Origin of the sequence: Pseudoalteromonas sp. G4 (genome assembly GCF_028875915.1) — a bacterium.
GTDB lineage: Bacteria > Pseudomonadota > Gammaproteobacteria > Enterobacterales > Alteromonadaceae > Pseudoalteromonas.
Window position 1 is genome coordinate 21,762 of record NZ_JAPEHW010000025.1, and the last position, 24,179, is coordinate 45,940.

General features: G+C 40.7%; 21 protein-coding genes. 7 read left to right on the plus strand and 14 right to left on the minus strand.

The features are described from left to right. Positions 1–89 precede the first annotated feature (89 nt). A complete protein-coding gene (locus tag ON073_RS09490) occupies positions 90–2,639 on the plus strand; it encodes an EAL domain-containing protein (protein WP_274761651.1) in 2,550 nt (849 codons plus the stop codon). On the opposite strand, the gene ON073_RS09495 is transcribed toward ON073_RS09490, so the two are convergent. The 12 genes from ON073_RS09495 to rpsU form a co-directional block, all read right to left on the minus strand. Next, positions 2,623–3,450, minus strand: a complete 828-nt coding sequence (locus ON073_RS09495; RefSeq protein WP_274761652.1) for a DUF2797 domain-containing protein — start codon at positions 3,448–3,450, stop codon at positions 2,623–2,625. The genes ON073_RS09490 and ON073_RS09495 overlap by 17 nt on opposite strands. 34 nt (positions 3,451–3,484) lie before the next feature. Continuing rightward, complete coding sequence (locus ON073_RS09500) at positions 3,485–6,016, minus strand: EAL domain-containing protein (RefSeq protein ID WP_274761653.1); 2,532 nt, start codon at positions 6,014–6,016, stop codon at positions 3,485–3,487. A gap of 159 nt (positions 6,017–6,175) precedes the next feature. After that, positions 6,176–7,465, minus strand: a complete 1,290-nt coding sequence (gene purD, locus ON073_RS09505; RefSeq protein WP_274761654.1) for a phosphoribosylamine--glycine ligase — start codon at positions 7,463–7,465, stop codon at positions 6,176–6,178. Between the two features lie 13 nt (positions 7,466–7,478). Further along, positions 7,479–8,297, minus strand: coding sequence for a class I SAM-dependent methyltransferase (locus tag ON073_RS09510; RefSeq protein ID WP_274761655.1), 819 nt, complete (start codon positions 8,295–8,297; stop codon positions 7,479–7,481). A gap of 100 nt (positions 8,298–8,397) precedes the next feature. Continuing rightward, positions 8,398–9,984: a bifunctional phosphoribosylaminoimidazolecarboxamide formyltransferase/IMP cyclohydrolase gene (gene purH / locus ON073_RS09515; RefSeq protein ID WP_274761656.1), complete on the minus strand. Its 1,587-nt coding sequence runs from the start codon at positions 9,982–9,984 to the stop codon at positions 8,398–8,400. Between the two features lie 250 nt (positions 9,985–10,234). Continuing rightward, positions 10,235–10,525, minus strand: coding sequence for a DNA-binding transcriptional regulator Fis (gene fis, locus ON073_RS09520; protein ID WP_010561030.1), 291 nt, complete (start codon positions 10,523–10,525; stop codon positions 10,235–10,237). 18 nt (positions 10,526–10,543) lie between these two features. Further along, positions 10,544–11,515, minus strand: a complete 972-nt coding sequence (gene dusB / locus ON073_RS09525; RefSeq protein ID WP_274761657.1) for a tRNA dihydrouridine synthase DusB — start codon at positions 11,513–11,515, stop codon at positions 10,544–10,546. A 287-nt stretch (positions 11,516–11,802) separates the two neighbouring features. Beyond that, positions 11,803–12,681: a 50S ribosomal protein L11 methyltransferase gene (gene prmA / locus ON073_RS09530; RefSeq protein WP_274761658.1), complete on the minus strand. Its 879-nt coding sequence runs from the start codon at positions 12,679–12,681 to the stop codon at positions 11,803–11,805. 59 nt (positions 12,682–12,740) lie between these two features. Then, entirely contained in the window at positions 12,741–14,588 is a 1,848-nt protein-coding gene (gene rpoD / locus ON073_RS09535) for an RNA polymerase sigma factor RpoD (RefSeq protein WP_274761670.1), read from the minus strand. A 112-nt stretch (positions 14,589–14,700) separates the two neighbouring features. Then, on the minus strand, positions 14,701–16,446 hold the full coding sequence (dnaG, locus tag ON073_RS09540; protein ID WP_274761659.1) for a DNA primase: 1,746 nt from the start codon (positions 16,444–16,446) through the stop codon (positions 14,701–14,703). Between the two features lie 178 nt (positions 16,447–16,624). Further along, a complete protein-coding gene (locus ON073_RS09545) occupies positions 16,625–17,071 on the minus strand; it encodes a GatB/YqeY domain-containing protein (protein WP_274761660.1) in 447 nt (148 codons plus the stop codon). A gap of 19 nt (positions 17,072–17,090) precedes the next feature. Beyond that, positions 17,091–17,306 (minus strand): 30S ribosomal protein S21, encoded by a 216-nt coding sequence (gene rpsU, locus ON073_RS09550; protein ID WP_010362466.1) that lies wholly within the window; start codon positions 17,304–17,306, stop codon positions 17,091–17,093. A gap of 258 nt (positions 17,307–17,564) precedes the next feature. Between rpsU and tsaD the strand changes: the two genes are divergently transcribed. Beyond that, positions 17,565–18,593 carry a tRNA (adenosine(37)-N6)-threonylcarbamoyltransferase complex transferase subunit TsaD gene (tsaD, locus tag ON073_RS09555; protein WP_274761661.1) on the plus strand — a complete coding sequence of 343 codons (1,029 nt, stop codon included), beginning with the start codon at positions 17,565–17,567 and terminating at the stop codon, positions 18,591–18,593. A gap of 28 nt (positions 18,594–18,621) precedes the next feature. Here tsaD and plsY read toward each other — a convergent pair whose 3' ends face one another. Next, positions 18,622–19,212 carry a glycerol-3-phosphate 1-O-acyltransferase PlsY gene (gene plsY, locus ON073_RS09560; protein WP_274761662.1) on the minus strand — a complete coding sequence of 197 codons (591 nt, stop codon included), beginning with the start codon at positions 19,210–19,212 and terminating at the stop codon, positions 18,622–18,624. 134 nt (positions 19,213–19,346) lie between these two features. Between plsY and folB the strand changes: the two genes are divergently transcribed. From folB to ON073_RS09575, 3 genes are read left to right on the plus strand one after another with little or no spacing between them, the layout of a single operon-like run. Further along, positions 19,347–19,706 (plus strand): dihydroneopterin aldolase, encoded by a 360-nt coding sequence (gene folB / locus ON073_RS09565; RefSeq protein WP_274761663.1) that lies wholly within the window; start codon positions 19,347–19,349, stop codon positions 19,704–19,706. After that, a complete protein-coding gene (folK, locus tag ON073_RS09570; RefSeq protein WP_274761664.1) occupies positions 19,706–20,185 on the plus strand; it encodes a 2-amino-4-hydroxy-6-hydroxymethyldihydropteridine diphosphokinase in 480 nt (159 codons plus the stop codon). Before folB ends, folK begins: the two co-directional genes overlap by 1 nt. Positions 20,186–20,190: 5 nt before the next feature. Further along, positions 20,191–21,006 carry an undecaprenyl-diphosphate phosphatase gene (locus ON073_RS09575; protein WP_274761665.1) on the plus strand — a complete coding sequence of 272 codons (816 nt, stop codon included), beginning with the start codon at positions 20,191–20,193 and terminating at the stop codon, positions 21,004–21,006. Positions 21,007–21,119: 113 nt separating this feature from the next. On the opposite strand, the gene ON073_RS09580 is transcribed toward ON073_RS09575, so the two are convergent. After that, the gene (locus tag ON073_RS09580) at positions 21,120–22,226 is read right to left on the minus strand and encodes a tRNA nucleotidyltransferase (protein ID WP_274761666.1); all 1,107 of its coding nucleotides are present in this window, start codon (positions 22,224–22,226) and stop codon (positions 21,120–21,122) included. A 102-nt stretch (positions 22,227–22,328) separates the two neighbouring features. Between ON073_RS09580 and ON073_RS09585 the strand changes: the two genes are divergently transcribed. Next, positions 22,329–23,243 (plus strand): ExeA family protein, encoded by a 915-nt coding sequence (locus ON073_RS09585; RefSeq protein WP_274761667.1) that lies wholly within the window; start codon positions 22,329–22,331, stop codon positions 23,241–23,243. 12 nt (positions 23,244–23,255) lie between these two features. Further along, positions 23,256–24,077, plus strand: coding sequence for a general secretion pathway protein GspB (locus ON073_RS09590; RefSeq protein ID WP_274761668.1), 822 nt, complete (start codon positions 23,256–23,258; stop codon positions 24,075–24,077). Positions 24,078–24,179 lie beyond the last annotated feature (102 nt).

Here is a 24,179-nt window from a genome sequence, read left to right on the forward strand (position 1 = left end):
ATCAACGGATAACTTGTTCTGCATCAAATTTCATTATTGCGGTTATGCGTAGAATCCTTTTACCCGACTGTTTTAAATAGGCTACACATATGACTCAAACCAGTAAAAAGCTACGCGTTGCAGATGTTATGTCAACGGAGCTTTTAGTGTGTTCGCCAGAACAAAGCTTAGCTGATTGTGCTAGTCGTATGCGTAATGAAAATGTTAGTTCTATTTTTGTTAAACAAGATGGCAAAATTCTAGGTGTATGGACTGAAGGTGATTGCGCTAAGGTTGACTTCTCCGATCCTGAAGTATTTCAACAACCGGTTGAGTTTTACATGACATCTCCCGTTAAAACGGTTGAAAGCTCTACACAATTATCAGAAGTCACGGTGTTATTTCATAGCTATGGTTTTCGTCATTTGTTGGTTACTAAAGGCAGTGATGCAGAGCCTGTTGGCGTCATAAGTTTAAGTGATGTGGTTCGCAGTCAAGGGCTTGAGCATTACTTACACTTTAAAACGATCGAAAGCAGTTATGTTGCTGAAGTACCAATAACACAAGGGGATATTTCTGTTGCCAGCATTAGTGAAATTATGCGTCAACGCCATTCAAACTTTGTGTTAATCGATAACCCTGAGGTAGGCCAAACCGGTATTATTACCGAACGTGACTTGCTGACAATGTTAAGTCGTCAGAAAGTGGATAAACCTGCATGGCAGTATGCCAGTTGGCCGCTTTTAACCGTGCACTATACAACGAGCTTGTTTAAGGCGTATCAAATTCTCAAGTTAAAACAGATCCGCCATTTAATTGTTGAAGGGGATAACGGTGAAATCCTCGGCGTATTAGCACTTAGAAATATCCTGAGTGAAATTGAGTCTGCGTATATGCAGGAGCTTGAAACGGTATTACATCAACGCGATAGAGCGCTTAAAAAATCTCAAAAAAACCTCTATTTAGCTGAGCAAATTATTAATGCTTCGCCAGATGGCATTATGATCACCGATTCGCACAATACCATTTTGCAAGTAAACCCAGCTTTTACACAACTTACAGGGTACGGTGAGCAAGAAGTGCTCGGCCAAAAACCTTCGATGCTGAGTTCTGGTCGTCATGATCAAAATTTCTATGATCAAATGTGGGCACAGCTGCGTCATAAAGGGGTTTGGCAAGGTGAGATTTATAATCGTAAGCGCAATGGTGAAATATATCTCGAATGGCTGACGATTATTTGTATCCGTGAAAGCGATGAAGAAGAAGCTCTTTATGCAGCGATTTTCAGTGATATTACTGAGCGCAAACGCAATGAAAAACGCATTAAAACCTTGGCTTATTTTGATGAGTTAACGCATTTACCTAATCGCCGATTATTCAATGACCGCTTGGAAATGGCTTTGGCGACAGCACATCGTGATAACAGCAAAATTGCGGTGATGTTTCTTGATTTAGATCATTTTAAACAAGTGAATGACACCCTTGGTCACAGCGCTGGAGACGAACTCTTAAAGCAGGTTGCCAAACGATTGCAAAATTGTATGCATGAAGGGGATACGCTTGCGCGTTTAGGAGGAGATGAGTTTACTTTATTACTGACTGAAATTGATGAAGTTAAAAATATTCACCGCTGTGCTGCAAGCCTTATTAACGCTCTGCGAGAACCAATTCAAATTGGTAATACCGAAATTGTCATTACCACCTCGATTGGTGGTGCAATTTACCCTGATGATGGTCAAGATGCTGAAACCTTGCTAAAGCACGCTGACATTGCGATGTATCGCTCTAAAGAGATAGGGCGTAATTCTTTTCAACTTTACAAACCGGCAATGAATGCACGTTCGCTTGAGCGTATGGCGATTGAAAATAAACTAAAGCAAGCGCTTAAAAACAACGAATTTAGTTTGTATTACCAGCCAAAAATTGACAGTTTTACCCATCAAATTGTTGGTGCAGAAGCATTATTGCGTTGGCATGATAGTGAGCTTGGTTTTATTTCCCCAGCAAACTTTATTCCCTTAGCAGAAGAGTTAGGGTTGATAGTTGATATTGATATTTGGGTAATCAATGCAGTATGTAAACAAATTCAACTTTGGCAGAAAAAAGGCATCTTTGATAAACGCATTTCAGCCAATGTTTCTGCACTTCATTTTACCCAGGGGAATTTGGCACAAACAGTTAAAAATGCATTGAATATTTGGCAAATTGATGGGCGTTATTTAGAAATTGAAATTACCGAAAGTAGTTTTATTCGCTCGTTAGAAGATGCTAAAAAGGTACTTAAAGCGCTTAAAAAGTTAGGCGTGAGTTTATCGCTCGATGATTTTGGCACAGGCTATTCAGCATTAAGTTATTTGGCGCGTTTACCGATTGATACTTTAAAAATTGATGCCAGTTTTGTTGCCAAAGTGCCTGACGAATACGGCAATAGTCAGATTGTGAAGGCCATTGTCGCTATGGCACATAGTCTCGAATTAAATTTAGTAGCTGAAGGGGTGGAGCAAGCTCATCAATTGGCATTTCTTCAAGAGCTTGATTGTCATGCAATTCAAGGGTATTTCTTTAGCAAACCACTTAGCGCAGAGCAGTTCGAACTTTTTTGCGAGGCGCATCGCCCCGCAAAATTGCAAATAGACTTAGCGCCTAGTAACTCACAGTAACTTCATATGAAGTAAACTTACGAATATTAATCACGCCGTTATCAAAAATAAGGTATTGGCCTTTAATACCTTGCAAAACACCTGATACTTGCGGGTCTTTATCAAAGTTAAATGAACTTATTTTGCTAGGAAATTCCGAGATAGGAAAATCAAGTTCTACAACTTCTTCATTTAACTCGGTAATCGCTGTTGCACCAAATAACTCACTGAGTTCGGTTAATTTTGGACGAATTTGCTCAATAAGCTCCGCACCTTGACGTTTTAAATCGATAGATTCGCCATTGCCTTTTAGCATGTTACGCCAATTTGTTTTATCAGCGATAAATTCAGCAAGCGCTACTTCTAAAAGACCTGACTGGTGGCGCGTAGCTACTTTAAAAATTGGTAATGCTTGCGTTGCACCTTGATCAATCCAGCGCGTAGGAATTTGTGTATGGCGCGTAATGCCGACTTTAATTGCGGTGGTATTCGCTAGGTACACATAATGGGGGATCATACAGTTTTCTTCGCCCCATTCTGGCTCGCGACAGGTACCTTGGTCAAAGTGACAGGTTTCAGGTTTCATAATACACATGTCGCAGCTGGCGAGCTTTCGCATACAAACAAAGCAATGACCTTGTGAATAACTCTTTTTGGTTTTTTTCCCACAGCTACTACAGAAAATATTGCCACTAAAGGTAAGTGATAGTGGTTTACCTATCAGATCATTTAAATCGACAGTATGTTCACCTACAGGTAGCTGATAGCTAATTGGCGAAGTGTGGCTTGCTTGCATTTTACGCAAAGTACCAGTGAGTTGTGTTGCTTGCATTTAAAGCCCCTAATCAAGCAAAAAGGCTATCGTATCAAAGCTCGGAAAGATTACCAATGCGAGATTGTTGCGCAAGTAAGAATGAGTTGAGAATTCTGAAATTCATGGTCGGTGCAAGCAGTTCACCTTGCATATAATCACACTGACATTGATTAACAATATCGGCGAATTCTTGATTATCTACGCCAATTGCAGTGACTGATAAATCTAGGCCTTTGGCTACATCAACCATCGCACTTAATAATAAGGTTAATTTATGGCCTTGAATATTGGTTTTAGTAAATAAGTGGCCAATACGCACATCGCTAAAGCCACATTCACGGGCTTCAAATAAGCGGTCAAGATCGCCATGGAAGTTATCTAAGCCAAATTTAAACCCAAGGTCGAGCAGCTTTTGCAGCGTTTCTTGCAGCTGACTTTGTTCATCAAATACAGGGTGCTGGGTATAAATCATAATGTTGTCAGTATCAAAATGCGTTACTTGTTCTGATAACCAGCCAATAAAGCCACTATGATTCAATTGATTAAGCGATAAGGTCAGAGAAAATTTGCAATTAACACCGTTTTCTTTAAGTGTACTAATGGCGCTAAATAGTTCGCTAAACAACCAGCGGTTAAGTTGAACGTTAAGCCCTGTATCTATTGCTAATTTAATAATTTCCTGTTGACTGATTTGACCAAACTCTGGGTGCGGCCATGAAAATTGACAAGTAATTGCAATTAATTTTTTTGTTTTAACGTGATAAACCGGCGTAAAGTTTAACGTTAGTTTTTTTTCTTCAATAGCGCAGTGCAATTCAGAGGCAAGATTAAATTGCTGGCCAATATCGTTACCACGCTCTTTTTTATAATGCAGTAATGCAACACCTTCTTGTTTCGCTTGAAACAGCGTTTGCCATGTTTTACGCAGCAATAAGCCACTGCGTTGATTACTATAGATACTGGAACAAGTGGCAATATGGCTCGATAAATTAAGTAGAATACCGTCAATTAATAGCGACGTAGGAATATGCGATTGCAGGGTATGTAATAACTTATTAAGTGACTCGCGATTAGTACCATGATTCAATAATAACGCAAAAACGCCATCGCGCAGGTACGCAAGTTTAACACTATTAAGCCCTTGCTCCTCAATCATAATAATATTTGCTTGGTTTATAAGCACAGGTTGCAGTGAGCTATAAACTTGGTTCACTAAGTCCTTTTTTGCTTTTGGTGCCATGTAGGGAATAAATTGACCAAAGTTTTTTAACTCAATAAAACAAGTAATAAAGTTTTGTTGTTGCTCAATAAGCTGGGTTATTTTGTATTTGTATAAGGTTTCATTAGGCAGCTGTGAACTCGAATCATGGGTTGCTTTAAAGTAACTCTCACGCTGTTGGTGCGAGAACTTATCTGCTAAAGCCATTGCCATTAGTAGCACCTCTAATAAAACGCCGATTAAAAAAGCGTGTCGTGTTAAAAAGGTGTGCTCAAGTACGCCAACCAAAACTAAAGGTTGTACTGCACCGCTAACAATCAGCGGTAACCAAGAGAAGAAGTAGTATTTAGCCCAAACAAAATCCGTGAGTAAGCGGTTAAATACGATGAGTAAAATGGTGATGTAGAGCGGTACCATGCAGACAAAAAAGACAGGTGCGGCGTAGTATTCCGGTAAGAAAAAGCTGCTAACACCACCGATTAATAAAATGGCTAAAGTGCCTTTAATTAAGGCATTTAGTTTAGTTTTTATTGTTGCATAGCGTAAAAACAAAGAACCAAATATCAGCGCACAGATTGCAACACTAAAATTGGTTGAAACTACATATACTTGCAACCAATTTTGCATTGGAGTGGGCCAAATATAATAGCCGAAGCCAAGCACTGAGCCCATCATCATGAGTGTCGATAAAATATAACCGATGTAAGCTAAATAAACGGTCTCTCGAATGCTGATAAACAGTATCAAGTTGTAGAGCGCGATCATTACGGTTACGCCAATAAATAAACCCCAAATAAGGTAACTAAACTTTTTAACGCTATTAAAGTTATCAGCTTGGTAAATGGTCAGCGGTGTTTTGGTTATACCGGTGGTTTTAATTCGCGTTACAATGACACTGCTTTCTTTCTCATTGAGGGTAAAATTAAAATGCGGGAAAGCTTGTTCATGTAGGTTTAAATTAGGTAGCGTATCACCCAATAATTTGTGCTTTACAATATTATTGTTGTCGTCTAATTGCCAGATTTCTAGCTGATCTAGCATAGGATTATCAAAGTGGGCAGTGAGTCGTTCTACATATTCAGTACGATTGGTTACGCTCACTTTAAGCCAATAGGTTTGTGTACCAAATTGCCACGGCACATTTCTAATCTCAGAATTTTGAAAAGTTTGATTTAATGCTTCTGATAAATTGGCAGTGCTTTGCTCGTCAACCCAATAAGAAGACTTCAAATAAATAGCGTGGGTGCGTTCGATAGAGTTGGTAGTAGGGTCGCCAATATTAAAAACCAATGATGCAATGACCAGTGATAAAGCTGCAAATAGCATGCATGCTACAAATAAATAGACAGACTTTAACTGGTTCATGAGCTTCCTTGGAGTTTAACAGCTTATAAAGATTAGATTAAATTAACTTAAATAGGTAGCCTACATTACTAATTTAGCGTTGGTTTTATATTCCATTAGCACAAAAAAAAATCAACCTACGCGAGGTAGGTTGATTTTTTAAACGGAAAATAACAATGCTTAGCTGTTATTTTCACGAGCAATAGCGCGGTAAGCGATATCTGTGCGGAACTCAACACCATCCCAATTGATTTCATCAACTAGTTTATAAGCATTTTGCTGCGCTTCAGTTACTGTGTTACCAAGTGCTGTTGCACACAATACGCGACCGCCGGCAGTAACGACATTGTCGCCATCTTGCTTAGTGCCTGCATGGAATACTTTTGTGCCTTCAGCATAATCAACACGTAACCCTGAGATTGCATCACCTTTCGGGTAAGAGCCTGGGTAACCAGCAGCTGCTAGGACTACACCTACAGCTGCGCGTGAATCAAACTGAATATCAGTTTTATCAAGTTCAACACGGTTAGCAGCTTCAATCAATTCAACTAGATCTGATTGTAAACGAAGCATAATAGGCTGTGTTTCAGGATCGCCAAAACGGCAGTTATATTCAATTACTTTAGGTGTGCCATCAGCTGTAATCATTAAACCTGCGTATAAGAAACCGGTGTAAGGATGACCTTCATCACTCATACCTTTCACTGTAGGGTAAATTACTTCATCCATAATACGCTGGTGGATTTCAGCGGTAACAACTGGTGCAGGTGAGTATGCACCCATGCCGCCTGTGTTAGGGCCTTTGTCTTCGTTATAAGCGCGTTTGTGATCTTGAGATGTAGCAAACGGAAGTACGTTTTCACCATCAACCATTACGATAAATGATGCTTCTTCACCTTCAAGAAATTCTTCAATTACAACGCGGCTACCAGCGTCGCCAAAGGCATTGCCAGCAAGCATATCGCGAATTGCATCTTCAGCTTCTTGCTCTGTCATTGCAACGATTACACCTTTACCTGCTGCTAAGCCATCAGCTTTAACAACAATTGGCGCGCCTTTTTCTTTAAGGTATGCAAGTGCAGGTTCGATTTGCTCAAATGTTTGATAATCCGCTGTTGGGATTTTATGACGTGCTAAGAAATCTTTAGTGAAAGATTTTGAACCCTCAAGCTGAGCTGCTGCTGCCGTTGGGCCGAAGATCGCAAGGCCTTCTTCACGGAATTTATCAACTACACCAATTACAAGCGGTGCTTCTGGGCCAACAATGGTCAGTTCAACATTGTTCTCTTTAGCAAATGCCACAAGTGCATCAATGTCTTCTACGCCAATTGCGATGTTCTCAAGCTTAGGCTCAAGCGCTGTACCTGCGTTACCTGGAGCTACAAATACCGTGTTTACTTTCGCTGACTGCGCCGCTTTAAACGCAAGAGCGTGTTCGCGACCACCACTACCAATTACTAATACGTTCATTGGACTATCCTACCTATTGAGGTTTTCTAAACTTTAATGTCATACGATCACTTTCACCAATTGCTTTGTACTTGGCGATATATTTTTCGCCCAAGGCTAAGCGTGGTGGTAAGGTCCAAACACCTTTTTCGTGATCGGCTGTGTCTAATGGATTGGCGTTAACTTCACTTACGGCTTCTAAAACAAACCCTGCTTTTTCGGCATATTCAATAACCCAGCTTTGTTTTACATAACCAGAACGCTTGGCTTTTGCGCTATCGCGGTTTTCTGGTAGGCGATGATCAACAACGCCAAGAATTCCGCCTGGTTTTAATGCGCTGTAAAATGCTTTAAAGGCTTCGTTAATGCCTTCAATGTCTTTTTGCATATACCAGTTATGTAAATTGCGAAAGGTCAGTACCATATCAGCGCTGCCTGCTGGCGCGATATTATGGTGTGTGCCTGGGTAAAACTCAGAAAGAGTTACGTTTTCATATAAGCTATCGCTTGCCAATTTATCTTGAAATTGGTTTAGAGAACGTTGGTAGTATTTAACTTCTGAATCGGAAGGAAAATGAGCTGCAAAATATTGCCCCTCTTTTTGTAAAACAGGCGCAAGGATTTCAGTATACCAACCGCCGCCAGGCCAAATTTCTACCACGGTCATATTTGGCTGAAGGCCAAAAAATTCTAGTGTTTCTTTTGGATGACGGTATGGATCTCGCGCTTTGTTTTCGCTTGAACGGTTATCAGCAGTCGCAGTTTTGGTAAGTAATGTATCGATATCAGTCGATGCACATCCAGCTAAAGTAAGCGACAGGGCAGTTACTAAGGCTTTTACTGTGAGTTTCATTTTCTTCCTAGTTTTTATTTTTATTAAGCAACATATAGCAAAATTAACAGCTTAGTGCGAGCAAACAAAGTGCTCGCACTAACAAGTTTGCAAGCAAATATTAATGGCGGAAATGACGCATACCAGTAAATACCATCGCCATGCCGTGCTCATCTGCTGCAGCGATAACTTCTTCATCGCGCATTGAGCCACCTGGCTGAATTACTGCAGTAATACCCGCTTCTGCTGCTGCATCGATGCCGTCGCGGAACGGGAAGAAAGCGTCAGATGCCATTACTGAACCTGCTACTTCTAGATTTTCATCAGCTGCTTTAATACCTGCAATTTTTGCAGAGTAAACACGGCTCATTTGACCTGCACCCACACCGATTGTCATACCGTCTTTAGCGTATACAATCGCATTTGATTTAACAAACTTAGCCACTTTCCAGCAGAACATTAAGTCTTTTAATTCTTGCTCAGTAGGCTGTTTTTTAGATACTACGCGTAGGTCGCCCATATCAACCATGCCTTGGTCGCGATCTTGTACTAAGATACCACCGTTAACACGCTTAATATCAACACCTGTTGTTTTGTTTGCCCACTGACCACACTCAAGTAAACGTACATTTTGTTTTGCTGCAACAATTTGTGCTGCTGCCTCAGAAACGCTTGGTGCAATGATAACTTCAACAAACTGACGCGAAACAATAGCTTCCGCTGTGTCTGCATCTAGTTCGCGGTTAAATGCAATGATGCCGCCAAATGCTGATGTTGGGTCAGTTTTAAACGCGCGGTCGTAAGCTTCAAGAATGTTGTCGCCAATTGATACGCCACACGGGTTTGCGTGTTTAACGATTACACATGCTGGCGCGTCAAACTCTTTAACACATTCAAGCGCTGCATCTGTATCTGCAATGTTATTGTATGAAAGGGCTTTACCTTGTAACTGTTTTGCAGTGGCAACAGATGCTTCTTCAATGTTGTTTTCAACATAGAATGCTGCGTCTTGGTGTGAATTTTCACCGTAGCGCATATCTTGCTTTTTAGTGAATTGGAAATTGATTGTGCGTGGGAATTTAGTTTCAACAGCTGCTTCTTCAGTGTAATCAGGAACCATTTTACCGAAGTAGCTAGCAATCATGCCATCGTATTGTGCAGTATGCTCAAATGCAGCAATTGCTAGGTCAAAACGTGTTTCATACGTTGTTGCGCCATTGTTAGCATTCATTTCGGCAATAACGCGATCGTAGTCACCTGCGTTTACAATAATGGTAACGTCTTTGTTGTTTTTAGCAGCAGCGCGTACCATTGTAGGGCCACCAATATCGATGTTTTCGATAGCGTCTTCCAGTGAACAACCTTCTTTTGCAACAGTTTGTGCAAATGGGTAAAGGTTAACTACCACCATGTCGATTGCAGAAATATTGTTTGCTTCCATTACACCTTCGTCAGTACCGCGGCGCGCTAAAATACCGCCGTGGATTTTTGGATGTAATGTTTTAACACGACCATCCATGATCTCAGGGTGACCTGTGTGGTCTGATACTTCTGTTACTGCGATGCCGTTGTCAGCTAAAAGCTTACATGTACCGCCAGTTGAAAGAAGTTCAACGCCTTTCTCTGAAAGCGCGCGAGCAAATTCTACAATACCTGTTTTGTCTGAAACGCTTAATAACGCGCGACGAATTGGACGTAATGTATCCATGGTAGTTTTGATTACCTCAAAATTTGATTGATAGTGCGAGAAAACACTTAATTTAAACGAATATTTTAACTTACTTTTGCTTATAACTCGACGACCAATTGCCGAATTTATAAACAAGATATGTAGCGCTGGTCTTTACTTAAATTAAATTTGAACGTGAATTTAATTTAGTGTGTTTTTCGGGGTTAGAAAAACAAAAAAGCACCCGAGGATTCCCAAGGGTGCTTTTTATTGCACCGTTAGGTGCTAATTAGTTCATGCCGTATTTTTTAAGCTTCTTACGAAGAGTACCACGGTTGATACCTAGTAAGATTGCTGCGCGAGTTTGGTTACCGCGAGTGTAAGTCATTACTTCTTCAAGTAACGGCGCTTCAAGTTCTGAAAGAACTAGCTCGTAAACATCTTGTACATCTTGACCATTAAGTTGCTTTAAGTAGTTGTGAACTGCTTTTTTACAAGCATCGCGTAATGGCTGTGGTTTCTCTTGAGACTGAACGTGTGCGTTAGTAATAAATGGAGAAGTCACGTTTTGTTCGAACATCGTCTTTCTTACTCTTTGTTAATTATCTGCTAGTGTTTCAAAGTACTTTTCTAATGAATCGATTTGCTCTTGTTGAGAGTCGATAGCATTAAATACTCGCCTAAATTGACCTTCACGGTCATGAGCCTGCAAATACCATGAGACATGCTTTCGCGCTATTCGCACACCCATTACATCACCATAAAATGCATGAAGATTTACCAAGTGTTCCATAAGAATACCCTGTACCTCGTCCAAAGCTGGCTCCGGTAGTAATTCTCCAGTGGTGAGATAATGGTTTATCTCCCTAAAAATCCAAGGGCGACCTTGTGCTGCACGGCCTATCATCAAAGCATCTGCGCCCGTATATTCCAAAACCTGTTTTGCTTTTTGTGGTGATGTAATATCACCGTTCGCTACTACAGGAATGGAGACTGAACTCTTAATGTCCTTAATTGTTTGGTATTCAGCTTCACCCTTGTACATACAAGAACGTGTACGGCCATGTACCGCCAGCGACTGAATCCCATTTTGTTCAGCGATGCGCGCAATCTCTACACCATTTCGATTATCAGTATCCCACCCTGTACGGATTTTTAACGTCACTGGCACATCAACTGCATTTACTACAGCTTTAACGATGTCAGTAACGAGTTCGGGGTACTGCAAAAGGGCAGAGCCTGCGAGCTTTTTATTCACTTTTTTTGCTGGACAACCCATATTGATATCCACAATTTGTGCGCCATTTTTGACATTAAATTGGGCTGCTTCCGCCATCAGTTGTGGGTCAGCACCTGCAATTTGCACACTGCGAATACCAGACTCGCCGGAGTGATCCATACGAGACATTGATTTTTCGGTTTTCCAAACCTTAGGATTGGATGACAACATTTCAGATACAGCAAGACCTGCACCGAGTCGACGGCATAGCTGTCTAAACGGTCTATCTGTTACTCCAGCCATAGGAGCAACCATTAAGTTATTTTCTAACTGATAAGGGCCTATCTGCACAATAAATCTGGGTCACCAATCAAGGGGCGCTATTCTAACTGATAAGGGCCTATCTGCACAATAAATCTGGGTCACCAATCAAGGGGCGCTAAGTTTACGGTTTTTTTTGCAAAAATCAAAGCCTATTATTTATACAAAAGTGGTTTTTTTTTAAACTTTTGATATTGACTTTTTGTAACTGGCTATAGAAAGAAAAAAATGGAAGATTTTTGTTAGCAAAAATAACAAATCCTTAACTCATGAGGGCTTGAGCTAAGGATTTTAAAGGAGTACGTGTCAAAGACTTCTTAGTGTTTTTGACCTGCAACACGCATCCATTCACCATCTTGTAGACTGGTTTCAAGGTTAGCGTATTGGCTGTAGATATCTTCTACCGAAGCAACTTGCTCTTCAAGAATTCCTGACAGTGCAAATTGACCACCTGATTTAAGTAAACCCAGAATAATTTGGTGCAACTCTCTGAGTGGTTGTGCAAGAATGTTGGCAACTAATACATCAGCTTCAAATTCAGGTTGATCTTCAGGTAGGTATACTTCAAGTAAATCGGCCACCCCGTTACGCTCTGCATTATCACGACTGGCTTCTAATGCTTGTGGGTCAATATCGATACCAATTACACGTTTAGCTCCAAGTTTAAGTGCAGCAATACCTAAAATGCCTGAGCCACAACCAAAATCGACCACTGTTTTACCTGTTAAATCTAAGCTGTCTAACCAACGTAAACATAATGCTGTGGTGTTGTGAGTACCGGTACCAAAAGCAAGGCCAGGGTCAAGTAACACGTTTACTGCACTAGGGTCGGGAATGTCACGCCAGCTTGGGCAAATCCACAATCTTTCACCAAACTGAATAGGGTGAAAGTTATCCATCCACTCGCGTTCCCAGTCTTTGTCTTCAAGTTGCTCAACTTTGAAAACGAATTGTTCTTGCAGAGCGGGTAATTTTGCAAGCTGATCAGTAATTGCTTGCATATCAACGCTGGCATCAAATAAACCGATCACGGTAGTGTCTGCCCAAAGCGTCACTTCACCCAGTTTAGGTTCGTAAATTGGGGTGTCTTTTGCATCAACAAAAGTAACTGAAGGGCAGCCTAGCTCCATCAGCTCATCGCTAATGAGTTCAGCATTTTCTTTGGTGCTATTTATGCGGATTTGTACCCACGCCATAGTATTTTTCCTGTAAGAAAAAAGGCCGCAATGTGCGGCCTTTTAGTGTAACTGTTTACTTAGCCTTTAAAGTCTAAGAAGCTTTTCAGTAAGTCTGAACGAGAAGGGTGACGAAGCTTGCGAAGTGCTTTTGCTTCGATTTGACGAATACGCTCACGGGTTACGTCAAACTGTTTACCTACTTCTTCTAGTGTATGGTCAGTATTCATGTCGATACCGAAACGCATACGAAGTACTTTTGCTTCACGCGCTGTAAGGCCTGCAAGTACATCGTGTGTTGCATTTTTGAGGCTTTCCATTGTCGCCGAATCAACCGGCGATTCAATGGTGCTATCCTCAATGAAATCACCTAAGTGCGAATCTTCATCGTCACCAATTGGTGTTTCCATTGAAATTGGCTCTTTTGCAATTTTCAGTACTTTACGGATTTTATCTTCCGGCATTACCATACGCTCTGCGAGTTCTTCAGGCGAAGGCTCACGACCCATTTCTTGTAACATTTGACGTGAAATACGATTTAGTTTGTTAATCGTTTCAATCATGTGCACAGGAATACGGATTGTACGCGCTTGGTCAGCAATTGAACGTGTAATTGCCTGACGGATCCACCATGTAGCATAAGTTGAGAACTTATAACCACGGCGATATTCAAACTTATCAACTGCTTTCATAAGACCAATGTTACCTTCTTGGATTAAATCCAAGAACTGTAAACCACGGTTGGTGTATTTTTTTGCAATTGAAATTACAAGACGTAAGTTCGCTTCAACCATTTCTTTTTTCGCGCGGCGAGCTTTTGCTTCACCGATTGACATACGACGGTTGATATCTTTAATGCGCTCAAGGTTAAGACCTGTGCTTTCTTCCATAAGACGAAGCTTGTTGATACAACGTTCAACTTCAGGTTTAACTTCTGCAAGTTTATTCGAGTAAAGCTCGCCTGCAGCAATTTCTTTGTCTAACCAAGCAGCATCGGTTTCGTTATTTGCAAAGTTTTTAACAAAGGTTTTCTTTGGCATTTTAGCAATTTGCACAACTTGCTTCATGATGATGCGTTCCTGAACACGGATACGATCCATCATGTCACGCATATTTTTAACCATGCGGTCAAACTGCTTTGGCATTAGTTTGAATGTGCGGAAGTGCTCACCGATTTCAGCAATAATTGCGACAGCATCTGGGTGAGAGCGACCTTTTTCTTCAAAAATTGCACGTGCTTTATTGTATTGATCACGCAGTTTTTCAAAGTTTTCTGCTGCTTCTTCTGGGCAAGGACCTGTATCTGCCTCTTCCTCGTCCTCATCGTCATCATCGCTTTCAAGATCTGAATCTTCATCATCCAGTTGATCTTCTGATAGCTCAGAACCGATGTGCGTTGCAGAGATCATTGCTTCATCTGCATCTGGATCATAGAAACCGCTAATAATGTCACTTAGGCGAACATCTTCGGCAAGGTAATTGTCCCATTGCTCAAGTAAGTAGTTGATTGCTTCAGGGTATTCAGCAACAGATACTTGTACTTGATTGATACCGTCTTCAATACGCTTAGCGATGTCGATTTCGCCTTCACGCGTAAGTAGTTCAACAGTACCCATTTCACGCATATACATGCGAACAGGGTCTGTAGTGCGACCGATTTCTTTTTCTACCGTTGCAAGTGCTGCCGCAGCTGCTTCTGCAGCATCTTCATCGGTAGTTGTTTCTTGCATCATAAGCTCATCGGCATCAGGTGCATTTTCTACTACCTGAATACCCATGTCGTTGATCATGCCGATAATGTCTTCAACTTGTTCCGAATCTATGATGTCTTGTGGAAGGTGGTCGTTAACTTCGGCAAATGTAAGGTAACCTTGCTCTTTACCTTTTTGAATGAGGAGTTTTAGCTGTGACTGAGGAGTTTGCTCCATAGAGGTATTCTCTTCCACTCTGATAAGTTGATACAACGGGCGCCTTAAACAACTTGATACAAGACGCAGTGAATAGGCGATTATAACACCAAAGCTTTAATCTGGCTAGCTGTTATCTGCCTTTTAATGCAAGAGTAAGCAGTGAATATTCCTGTTTTTCGGCTTTGCTTAACCCTTGCGTTTTCTCCTTTATTAATAGGGATTCAAGGCGCAAATTTAAACACTGATCTTCAATAAAATTGAAGGTACTTTGAAATTCACTGACTAACGAGTCTTGATTGACTTGGTGTTGCCAAGATGCAAGCTTAGCTAATGGCGCATATTCAGCGCTTTCTCTAAATTGTTCGAGTAGTTGTGCTGTCGTGATTTGTTTATCAAGGGCGCTTTGCTGTAATTGAATAAAAAGCTTGATTCCTGGTACATCCATTTGAGCAAGCTCGGGTTGAAATGGCACTTCACTGGCAAGCTCTGGATGTTGTAGTAGTAAACCAATAGCACGACGCATTGGCGTTATTTTAAATTTTTTGACAAGGCCTTGTTGCTGCTTTGGCGTGTTTATTTTCTTTTGTAGCTGGGCACGGGTTCGGCCAATTAAGCGCGCTAACTTTTCAAGTAAATTTTCTTGATAAAAGTCACTTGGCACCTTTTCAATTAAAGGTAGCGCTTGTTGTAATAGCTTTGATTTGCCAGCATCTGTGGTCAAATTAATTTCTTGCGCAAGACGATCAAATAAATACGCAGAAAAATCAGTTGCATCATCATAACGCAGTTCAAACGCTTCTCTGCCTTCTTTTTGTACTAATGAATCTGGGTCTTCGCCATCAGGTAAAAATACAAATTCTAATGCTTTGCCGTGATTTAAATAAGGCAGTGCGTTTTCCAGTGCGCGCCAAGCGGCATCACGTCCTGCACGATCGCCATCGTAACAACAAATAATCCGGTCGGTGGTTCTAAATAAAGTGTGTATATGTTCTGGTGTAGTTGCTGTACCAAGCGCTGCAACTGCGTAGTTAATACCTTTTTCGGCAAGCGCAACCACATCCATATAACCTTCAACAACTAGGATTTGTTCTAGTTTTTTGTTGGCTTGCTTTGCTTCATACAAGCCATAGAGTTCAAAGCCTTTATGAAAAATACGCGTTTCAGGCGAGTTTAAATATTTAGGGCCGTTATCGTCGCTATTCATCACGCGGCCACCAAAGGCAATTACACGACCACGTTTATCACGAATAGGGAACATCAAGCGGTCGCGGAAGAAATCAAACTGACGGCCTGCTGACTTTTCGCTGGCAAGTTTAAGTTCTAATAACTGTTTTTTACTGTCTTGATTTTTAGCAAACGTATTACAAACCGAATCCCATTCATTCGGTGCGTAACCAATCATAAATTGCTTAGCTGTTTCGCCAGAAAGACCGCGACCCTTTAAGTATTCGATAACTTGGGATGAATTTGCATGGTGTTTTAATTGATGCTGATAGAACTTGGCTACATGCATCATCAGTTCATAGTCTGAACGCTTTTGCTCAGTACTGACTCGCGGCCCTTGATTTGATCCGTTTTCTCTTGGTACATCAAGGTTTAGCATGCCGGCGAGTTCTTCAATGGCATCTACAAACTCGAGCTTTTCAAACTCCATCATAAAGGAAATTGCGTTGCCATGAGCACCGCAACCAAAACAGTGATAAAACTGCTTATCTTGAGAGACAGTAAACGACGGTGACTTTTCGTTATGAAACGGACAACATGCCTGATAGTCCTTGCCTGCTTTTTTTAATCCTACTTTACCATCGATAAGATCAACAATATCGGTTCTGGCTAATAGATCATCTATAAAGCTGCGTGGGATTTTTCCGGCCATGGTCAGTTTTTAATTGTTTCTAGTGGTGTGGGGTAGTGATGTAGCATACCCAAAAATGCATGCTTACGCTAGACGTTATCATAGCCTAGAAATGAAGAAACCGAGCAAAAGCTCGGTTTCTAAAGCTGTTAAGGCCAGCAGTTATTGACTTGAGAAAGTCAGCCTTTAAAACTTTGAGTTAAGCACTCAGTTTTTGCTTAATTAAACCTGAAAGTTTGCCCATATCTGCGCGACCTTCAGCTTTAGCTTTAAGCAAGCCCATCACTTTACCCATATCTTGCATGCCTGATGCACCACTTGCAGCGATACATTCATCAATTAAAGTTAGCATCTCTTCTTCTGTAAGCGGTTTAGGTAAAAACGCTTCCAATTCTTTAATTTCGTTAGCTTCAACTTCAGCTAAGTCCTCGCGGCCAGCATCGCGATACTGAGATTCAGAATCCTTACGTTGCTTTACAAGCTTTACTAAAATTGACGTGATTTCCGCGTCGCCTAAAGTTACTTGTTCGTCGATTTCTTTTTGCTTAATCGCTGCCAAAACCATACGAATTGCACCAAGACGTAGTTTGTCTTTAGCGCGCATTGCATCTTTTTGTGCATCTTTAAGTTGTGCTAAAAGGCTCATTTACAAGACCTAATCTAGATTAGTAAAGTTTTACGCGACGAGCGTTTTCGCGAGAAAGCTTCTTCATGTGACGCTTTACCGCAGCTGCTTTTTTGCGCTTACGCTCAGCTGTTGGCTTTTCATAGTGCTCGCGACGACGAACTTCTGAAAGGATACCTGCTTTTTCACATGAACGCTTAAAACGGCGAAGAGCAACGTCAAACGGCTCGTTTTCTCTAACTTTAATAACTGGCATTAAAAAATCACCTACTTAGTAATATGTTTCTACTTAAATGAGTTTTATTAGCTAATAATTTTAGCTAGTGCCACTCATCTCGGTTAAGATTTAACCGACTAGTTCAAAAATGGTGCGGCATTGTAATCTGAAGCACCACGCAATGTAAAGAATAATTATACCAAAGATGGTAAAAAGCTGACAAAAAATCTTAAAGCTTGTAAAATCGGCGTCTTGGCTTAATTGAACGAGCTTTAATTATCATTTTAGGAGAGAAACTTGCGTATTTTGGGTATTGAATCGTCTTGTGATGAGACGGGGATCGCGATTTATGACGATGAACAAGGTTTATTGGCGCATCAGTTGTATTCTCAAGTAAAAGTGCATGCTGATTATGGTGGTGTCGTCCCCGAGCTTGCTTCACGTGACCATGTACGCAAAACGATTCCTTTAATAGAAGCTGCATTTAAACAGGCAGGTTGTGGACCAGAAGATTTAGATGGTGTTGCTTATACGGCTGGTCCTGGTTTAGTGGGTGCGTTATTAGTGGGTTCGTCAATTGGTCGCTCGCTTGCTTATGGTTGGAATGTGCCTGCTGTTGCTGTTCATCATATGGAAGGGCATTTACTTGCACCTATGCTTGATGAAGACGTGCCTGAATTTCCATTTATAGCGCTACTTGTATCGGGTGGTCACAGCATGATTGTTAAGGTAGAAGGTATTGGACAATACACTATCTTAGGTGAATCCATTGATGATGCAGCAGGTGAAGCGTTTGATAAAACGGCTAAATTATTAGGCCTTGATTACCCTGGGGGCCCACTACTTGCCAAGCTTGCAGAAAAAGGTGAGCCAGAAGTATATCGTTTTCCGCGCCCAATGACCGATAGACCAGGCCTTGATATGAGCTTTAGTGGTTTAAAAACATTTGCAGCCAACACTATTAACAGTGAAAAAGACGAAAATGGTGAAATATCTGAACAGGTTAAAGCGAATATAGCCCACGCGTTTCAAACAGCGGTAATTGATACCTTAGTTATTAAATGTAAGCGCGCGCTAAAAGAGTATGGCATTAAGCGTTTGGTTATTGCAGGTGGTGTGAGTGCAAATGTGTATTTACGTGAGACCTTGGAAAAAGTGATGACGGGCATGCAAGGGCGTGTTTATTACCCTCGCACAGAGTTTTGTACAGATAATGGCGCGATGATCGCCTATGCGGGAATGCAGCGCTTGAAAGCAAAGCAATACGCTCCACTTGATATGCGAGCCAAACCGCGTTGGCCACTTGATGAGTTAGAAGCGATTTAAGCGATTAATTAAAATAGAAAAGCCGAAATTATTCGGCTTTTTTTTGTGTTACTTTTGGCTCTTTACCTTGTAATAAACGAATAATATTTGCGCGGTGGCGAAATACAATAAGTGCCGCAAGCATGGTTACGGGCAACACATATAAAGGTTTTATAAACCAAGTAAATAATGGTGCAAGGCTGACCGTAATAATGGCTGCCAGTGAAGAGTAACCCGTTAACCAGATTAACCCAACCCAAGTAACGATTAATAAACCTGCTAGCGTAAAACCAAGAGGTAATAAACTACCAAAGGCAGTCGCTACAGCTTTTCCACCTTTAAAACCGAAAAAAATTGGGTAAATATGGCCAAGACAGGCTGCGATTGCAATAAAACCAAGATAAAGTGGTTCTATTTTTAAGAAATAAGCGCCGTAAACCGGAATGGTGCCTTTCAATACGTCAAACACTAACACTAGGCTGGCAGGCAGTTTACCGCCAATACGATAAACATTAGTTGCACCAGGGTTATTTGAACCCGTTGTTCTGGGATCAGGTAAGCGAAACAGCTTACAAATGAGCACTGCTGAAGAAATGGAGCCAAACAGATAGGCAAAGACAATCATTAAGCTTGCTAACACAGTGTTCCTTATTTTTTCTTTAGCAAATATAGGCTATTATCTGCCGCTAATTCTTTTCAGCGGATTTACCCATAAGAGTACCTATTTTTTTCTCTAATTGGTATCCGACCACAGTATAATTGGGGTGAATACGGGTGCAAGACAAGGTTTTTATTAGTCAATTACAGGTTAATACCATTATTGGCGTGTTTGATTTTGAAAAACAAGCAAAGCAACCGCTGTTTTTTGACGTGGAAATGCTGACAGATTTTGCCAAGGCTGCACAAAGCGATAATGTTGATGATGTGGTTGATTACGCGAAAGTCTCAGCACGTATAATCGCTCATTGTGGTTCAACTCAAGTTGAATTGTTGGAAACGCTTGCAGAACAACTAACGTCAATTATCTTAACAGAATTTGCTGTATCGCAAGTAACATTGCGTATTTCTAAGCCCCAAGCGGTGCTTGAAGCACAGACAGTGGGCATTGAAATCACACGTAAAAAGCAAAGCTAATGGCACAGATATTTATCAGTATTGGCTCTAATATCAACAAAGAGCGTTATATAAAAGCAGCATTAGCAATATTGCCAACACATTTTGAAAATGTGACTTACTCAAGTATTTTTGAAAGTGAATCTGTCGGGTTTGAAGGTAATAACTTTTATAATCTTGTAGCCGCTGCAACAACTGACTTAACCTTGGAAGAAGTGTGTGCGTTACTCAAGCAAATTGAGCGAGAGCATGGAAGAACGCCTGCTGATAAAAAGTTTAGCCCGCGCACACTAGACCTCGATTTACTGTTTTTTGACGACGTGATTTGCGATAGCCCTGCGCAATTGCCACGTGATGAAATCACCAAAAATGCCTTTGTTCTTTGGCCGTTAGCCGAAGTTGCAGGAGAGTTTTCTCACCCAGTTGAAAACAAAAGTGTTGCTCAACTATGGCAAGAATACGATAAAACCAAACAAAAATTATGGAAAGTGGAGATATAAACTAGATGGGACTGATTGAAATTATCGTACTGGCATTAATTCAGGGATTTACAGAGTTTTTGCCTATATCGAGTTCGGGTCACCTTATTTTACCAAGCCAGTTATTAGGTTGGGAAGATCAGGGGCAAGCGTTCGATATTGCAGTGCATGTGGGCACCTTATTTGCGGTGCTTATTTATTTTCGTAAAGATGTGGTGGAAATTTTAACAGCGTGGTTTAAGTCTTGTGCTGGTAAAGGTCATACTGCAGAAAGTAAATTGGGCTGGTACATTATTTTGGCGACTATTCCAGCAGGTTTAGTTGCAGGTCTTGCAAAAGATTTCATAGAAGCTAACACACGTGGTGCAGCGGTGATAGCCACTACCACCATTGTATTTGGTTTAGCCCTTTGGTATGCCGATATCAAAGCGAAAGAAAACAAGAATATTTTCGATATTAAATGGAAAGCTGCGCTATTAATGGGCCTTGCTCAGGCGGTTGCGTTAATTCCGGGCACATCTCGTTCAGGCATAACCATTACAGCTGGTTTATTGTTAGGCCTTGATAAAAAAAGCGCAGCGCGTTTTTCATTCTTAATGTCTATTCCGGTAATCGGTGGGTTAGGTTTAGTGATGATCATTAAACTTATTTTGGATAACACGGCGGTTGATTGGAATGCTTTGATACTAGGTACAGTGCTTTCGTTTGCCTCTGCCTATACTTGTATCTTTTTATTCTTAAAGTTTATTGAGCGCATGGGTATGTTGCCATTTGTGATTTACCGCTTGCTGTTAGGTGTTGGTTTGTTTGCACTTATTGGACTCGGTTATATTAGCGCTTAATCGTGCTTTGTGAGATTTAAAATGAAAAGGCTAAGCGAGATGCTTAGCCTTTTTTGTGCATTATTTATATACAAACAACGTCAATAGCCATTTTACATTTAAAGCAAATAGCGCTAATTACTAAAAACGTCATTTATAGCTTTTTCGCGTTCAATATCTAATTGCTGTTTTATTTCAGCCCCTTTATAGCCTTGTTGAATAATTGCTTGCACATTAATTGCTAAAGCGTGTTCTGACGCAAGTTCAATGTTGTTTGCAAGTGATGACTGCGAGTCGCCTAATAGCTTAAATGTTGCTAAAAATAAGGTCAGTCGTTCAGGGCGTCGCCATACATCTGCTGTGTTTAACAGATCTAATACTTGCTGTGTGCATGGGGCGCTTTTCGAAAATATAGGCGCAAAGCGGTTAAATAAATAAAGTGCATTACTATAAGTATTAGGGATCCGTAAATGCGCTGAAAGTGAATTGATTTGTTCAGGCAAAATATCTTTTAGCCACAAGCAAAAACGCACGATTTTTTGCTGTTCACCCGATGTTTTAGATAATAACTCTGCGAGTTTACAACTGTATTCTTGTGACCAAAAATCTATTAGTGCAGGCAGGATTATTGGTAATGCGTTAATCTCAGCAAGTACATCGGTAAATACATTAATCGCACCATCTTCTAAGGATTTTTCAATTTCGAGCCAAATACGTTCTTTGGTTAATGTATTAATCTCGCCTCTAGCTACCATTTGTTGCATTAATTGTTGGGTTTCAGGCGCGATAGTAAAGCCTAAATAATGGTAACGTGCGGCAAAGCGTGCAACACGTAAAATACGCAATGGGTCTTCACAAAAAGCATCACTAACATGGCGCAGAAGCTTGTTTGCTAAATCTGTTTGGCCATTAAAAGGGTCAATAATATTGCCATTTTCATCTTCAGCCATTGCGTTAACTGTTAAGTCGCGGCGCACTAAGTCTTCTTCAAGAGTGACCTCTGGCGCAAAGTCGCAAATAAAGCCTGTGTAGCCTTGACCAGATTTACGTTCGGTGCGAGCAAGGGCATATTCATCTTTTGTTTTTGGATGTAAAAAAACAGGAAAGTCATTGCCCACTTGCTGGTAACCAAGAGAAATTAGCTCAGCAGGTGTACTGCCAACCACAACATAATCACATTCTTTGATGGGGCGCTTAAGAAGTTTATCGCGAACAGCGCCACCGACTAAATATACTTTCATTGGACTAAATCGAAACGAATAATGTGTAAAGATTATCATAATTTGGAATTCGGTGGTGAATTGGTATGATAGGCTCAGTTTTTATTCAGTTAATGTAAGCACGTGTATTTAGACTATTTTGGTTTAACGGATCAGCCATTTTCCATAGCCCCCAATCCAGATTACTTATTCCTTAGTGAGCGCCACAAAGAAGCACTTGCACATCTAACCTATGGTTTAGGGGATGCTGGCGGCTTTGTATTATTAACAGGTGAAGTTGGAACCGGTAAAACAACGGTCACACGTTGTATGCTGGAAAATGTAGGTGATGATACGCAAGTGGCATTTGTGCTTAACCCATCGCTGTCGGAACTTGAATTATTAGCCAGCATTTGTGATGAACTGCGTATTCGCTATAAAAAATCAGAAGCCACGCTTAAAAATTTAACCGATAAAATTAAAAATCGCCTGCTTAAAAACCACAGTCAAAATAAACGCACCATGTTGGTGATCGATGAAGCACAACATTTAAGTGGCGCAGTGCTTGAACAGTTACGCCTATTAACTAACTTAGAAACCAATCAACGCAAGTTACTGCAAATTATTTTAGTTGGGCAGCCTGAATTACAAACACTATTAAAACGTAACGATTTAAGGCAATTAGCACAAAGGATTACAGCGCGTTACCATTTAATGCCGCTTAACGAAGCTGAGGTGTTTGCATACATTAAACATCGATTGCATGTTGCAGGTTGTGACAAAATGCTATTTGAAAACGCCGCAATCAAACGAATTCACCAACTTACTGGTGGTATCCCTCGGCTTATCAATTTACTATGTGAGCGTTCTTTAATGGGGGCATTTGCAAATAGTCGTCATTTGGTTAATAAAGCCATGATTGCAACAGCTGCAACCGAAATTTTACCGTTAGAAGCTAATGCAGCAGCATCAAATAATGCCAATTACGTGGTATGGATGTATGTTTGCTTTGCTATTGTTGCCTTATTAGTTGGCATTGGTTTGTCATTTATTTTTTAAATAGAAGTGTGTATGTCTTATATTCTCGATGCGTTAAAACAGAATGAATCAAGTAGCAAAGGAACAATGCCGATGCAAGGTGATTATCAGCAAGAATATGTGTTAAGTCAGAAGTTACGCTTCTACCGAAATTTAGCGCTGTTTTTAGGGTTTTTACTAACCTTAACACTAGGTTTTTTTCTTGGTAAAGGCCTACAAACTGAAAAAACCGTTCAAACACAATCTGAACCAGATAAAACCATCGAAAATAAGCCAACAGTAGAATCTGTTAATCAGTTGCCAATAGCAAATCAACCACAAATACAATATCAGCTCGTGCCAGTACCTGTGTATTCACAGCCTTTACCACTTCAGGCTCAACAGGCAGCTCAAACTCAACAGACAACGCCTGCAAATAGCCAAACACAGCTAGAAGAGCAGCAGAATAACGACAATCAAGAAATTGATTTATCTGAATATAAAGTTGTTGGATATCAAAATAAACAAAGGGAAGAAACCAATGCGTTAATAGATGCATTTAGCGAGGCATTTGAGCAAGCGCAAAACGAGCCGTTAGAGCAAGAGGTGATCACTTCGTCAACAACCTCAGCAAGAGTGCCACCCATTGAAAACTTACCTGAAGCATTTCGTGTACGTATTCCTGAAATGCGATACCAAGCGCATGTATTTGCCTCAGAACCAAGCCGTAGCTGGATTAAAATCAACGACCGAGAGCTTAAAGTAGGCGACAATATCAATGGTGTTTACATCATTGAAATTGCCGCAGAGCAAACATTAATGCAGTTTGAAGGCGTGGAATTTAGTTTAGGCTCAATGGAAGATTGGCAGTTCTAATACCAATTTTATTAATCATTCTAGCGAGTTAAATGACCCATAAACTACGTTTTAAAATTCTAAAGTAGAACAACTACATGTCGAATTATAAGCCTTGTTTAT

Excerpts from the sequence above, each read along its gene's own strand:
- ON073_RS09490 (WP_274761651.1), top strand. The coding sequence starts at position 90 with ATGACTCAAACCAGTAAAAAGCTACGCGTTGCAGATGTTATGTCAACG.
- ON073_RS09495 (WP_274761652.1), bottom strand. The coding sequence starts at position 3,450 with ATGCAAGCAACACAACTCACTGGTACTTTGCGTAAAATGCAAGCAAGC.
- ON073_RS09500 (WP_274761653.1), bottom strand. The coding sequence starts at position 6,016 with ATGAACCAGTTAAAGTCTGTCTATTTATTTGTAGCATGCATGCTATTT.
- purD (WP_274761654.1), bottom strand. The coding sequence starts at position 7,465 with ATGAACGTATTAGTAATTGGTAGTGGTGGTCGCGAACACGCTCTTGCG.
- ON073_RS09510 (WP_274761655.1), bottom strand. The coding sequence starts at position 8,297 with ATGAAACTCACAGTAAAAGCCTTAGTAACTGCCCTGTCGCTTACTTTA.
- purH (WP_274761656.1), bottom strand. The coding sequence starts at position 9,984 with ATGGATACATTACGTCCAATTCGTCGCGCGTTATTAAGCGTTTCAGAC.
- fis (WP_010561030.1), bottom strand. The coding sequence starts at position 10,525 with ATGTTCGAACAAAACGTGACTTCTCCATTTATTACTAACGCACACGTT.
- prmA (WP_274761658.1), bottom strand. The coding sequence starts at position 12,681 with ATGGCGTGGGTACAAATCCGCATAAATAGCACCAAAGAAAATGCTGAA.
- rpoD (WP_274761670.1), bottom strand. The coding sequence starts at position 14,588 with ATGGAGCAAACTCCTCAGTCACAGCTAAAACTCCTCATTCAAAAAGGT.
- dnaG (WP_274761659.1), bottom strand. The coding sequence starts at position 16,446 with ATGGCCGGAAAAATCCCACGCAGCTTTATAGATGATCTATTAGCCAGA.
- ON073_RS09545 (WP_274761660.1), bottom strand. The coding sequence starts at position 17,071 with ATGAGCCTTTTAGCACAACTTAAAGATGCACAAAAAGATGCAATGCGC.
- rpsU (WP_010362466.1), bottom strand. The coding sequence starts at position 17,306 with ATGCCAGTTATTAAAGTTAGAGAAAACGAGCCGTTTGACGTTGCTCTT.
- folK (WP_274761664.1), top strand. The coding sequence starts at position 19,706 with ATGGCACAGATATTTATCAGTATTGGCTCTAATATCAACAAAGAGCGT.
- ON073_RS09575 (WP_274761665.1), top strand. The coding sequence starts at position 20,191 with ATGGGACTGATTGAAATTATCGTACTGGCATTAATTCAGGGATTTACA.
- ON073_RS09580 (WP_274761666.1), bottom strand. The coding sequence starts at position 22,226 with ATGAAAGTATATTTAGTCGGTGGCGCTGTTCGCGATAAACTTCTTAAG.
- ON073_RS09590 (WP_274761668.1), top strand. The coding sequence starts at position 23,256 with ATGTCTTATATTCTCGATGCGTTAAAACAGAATGAATCAAGTAGCAAA.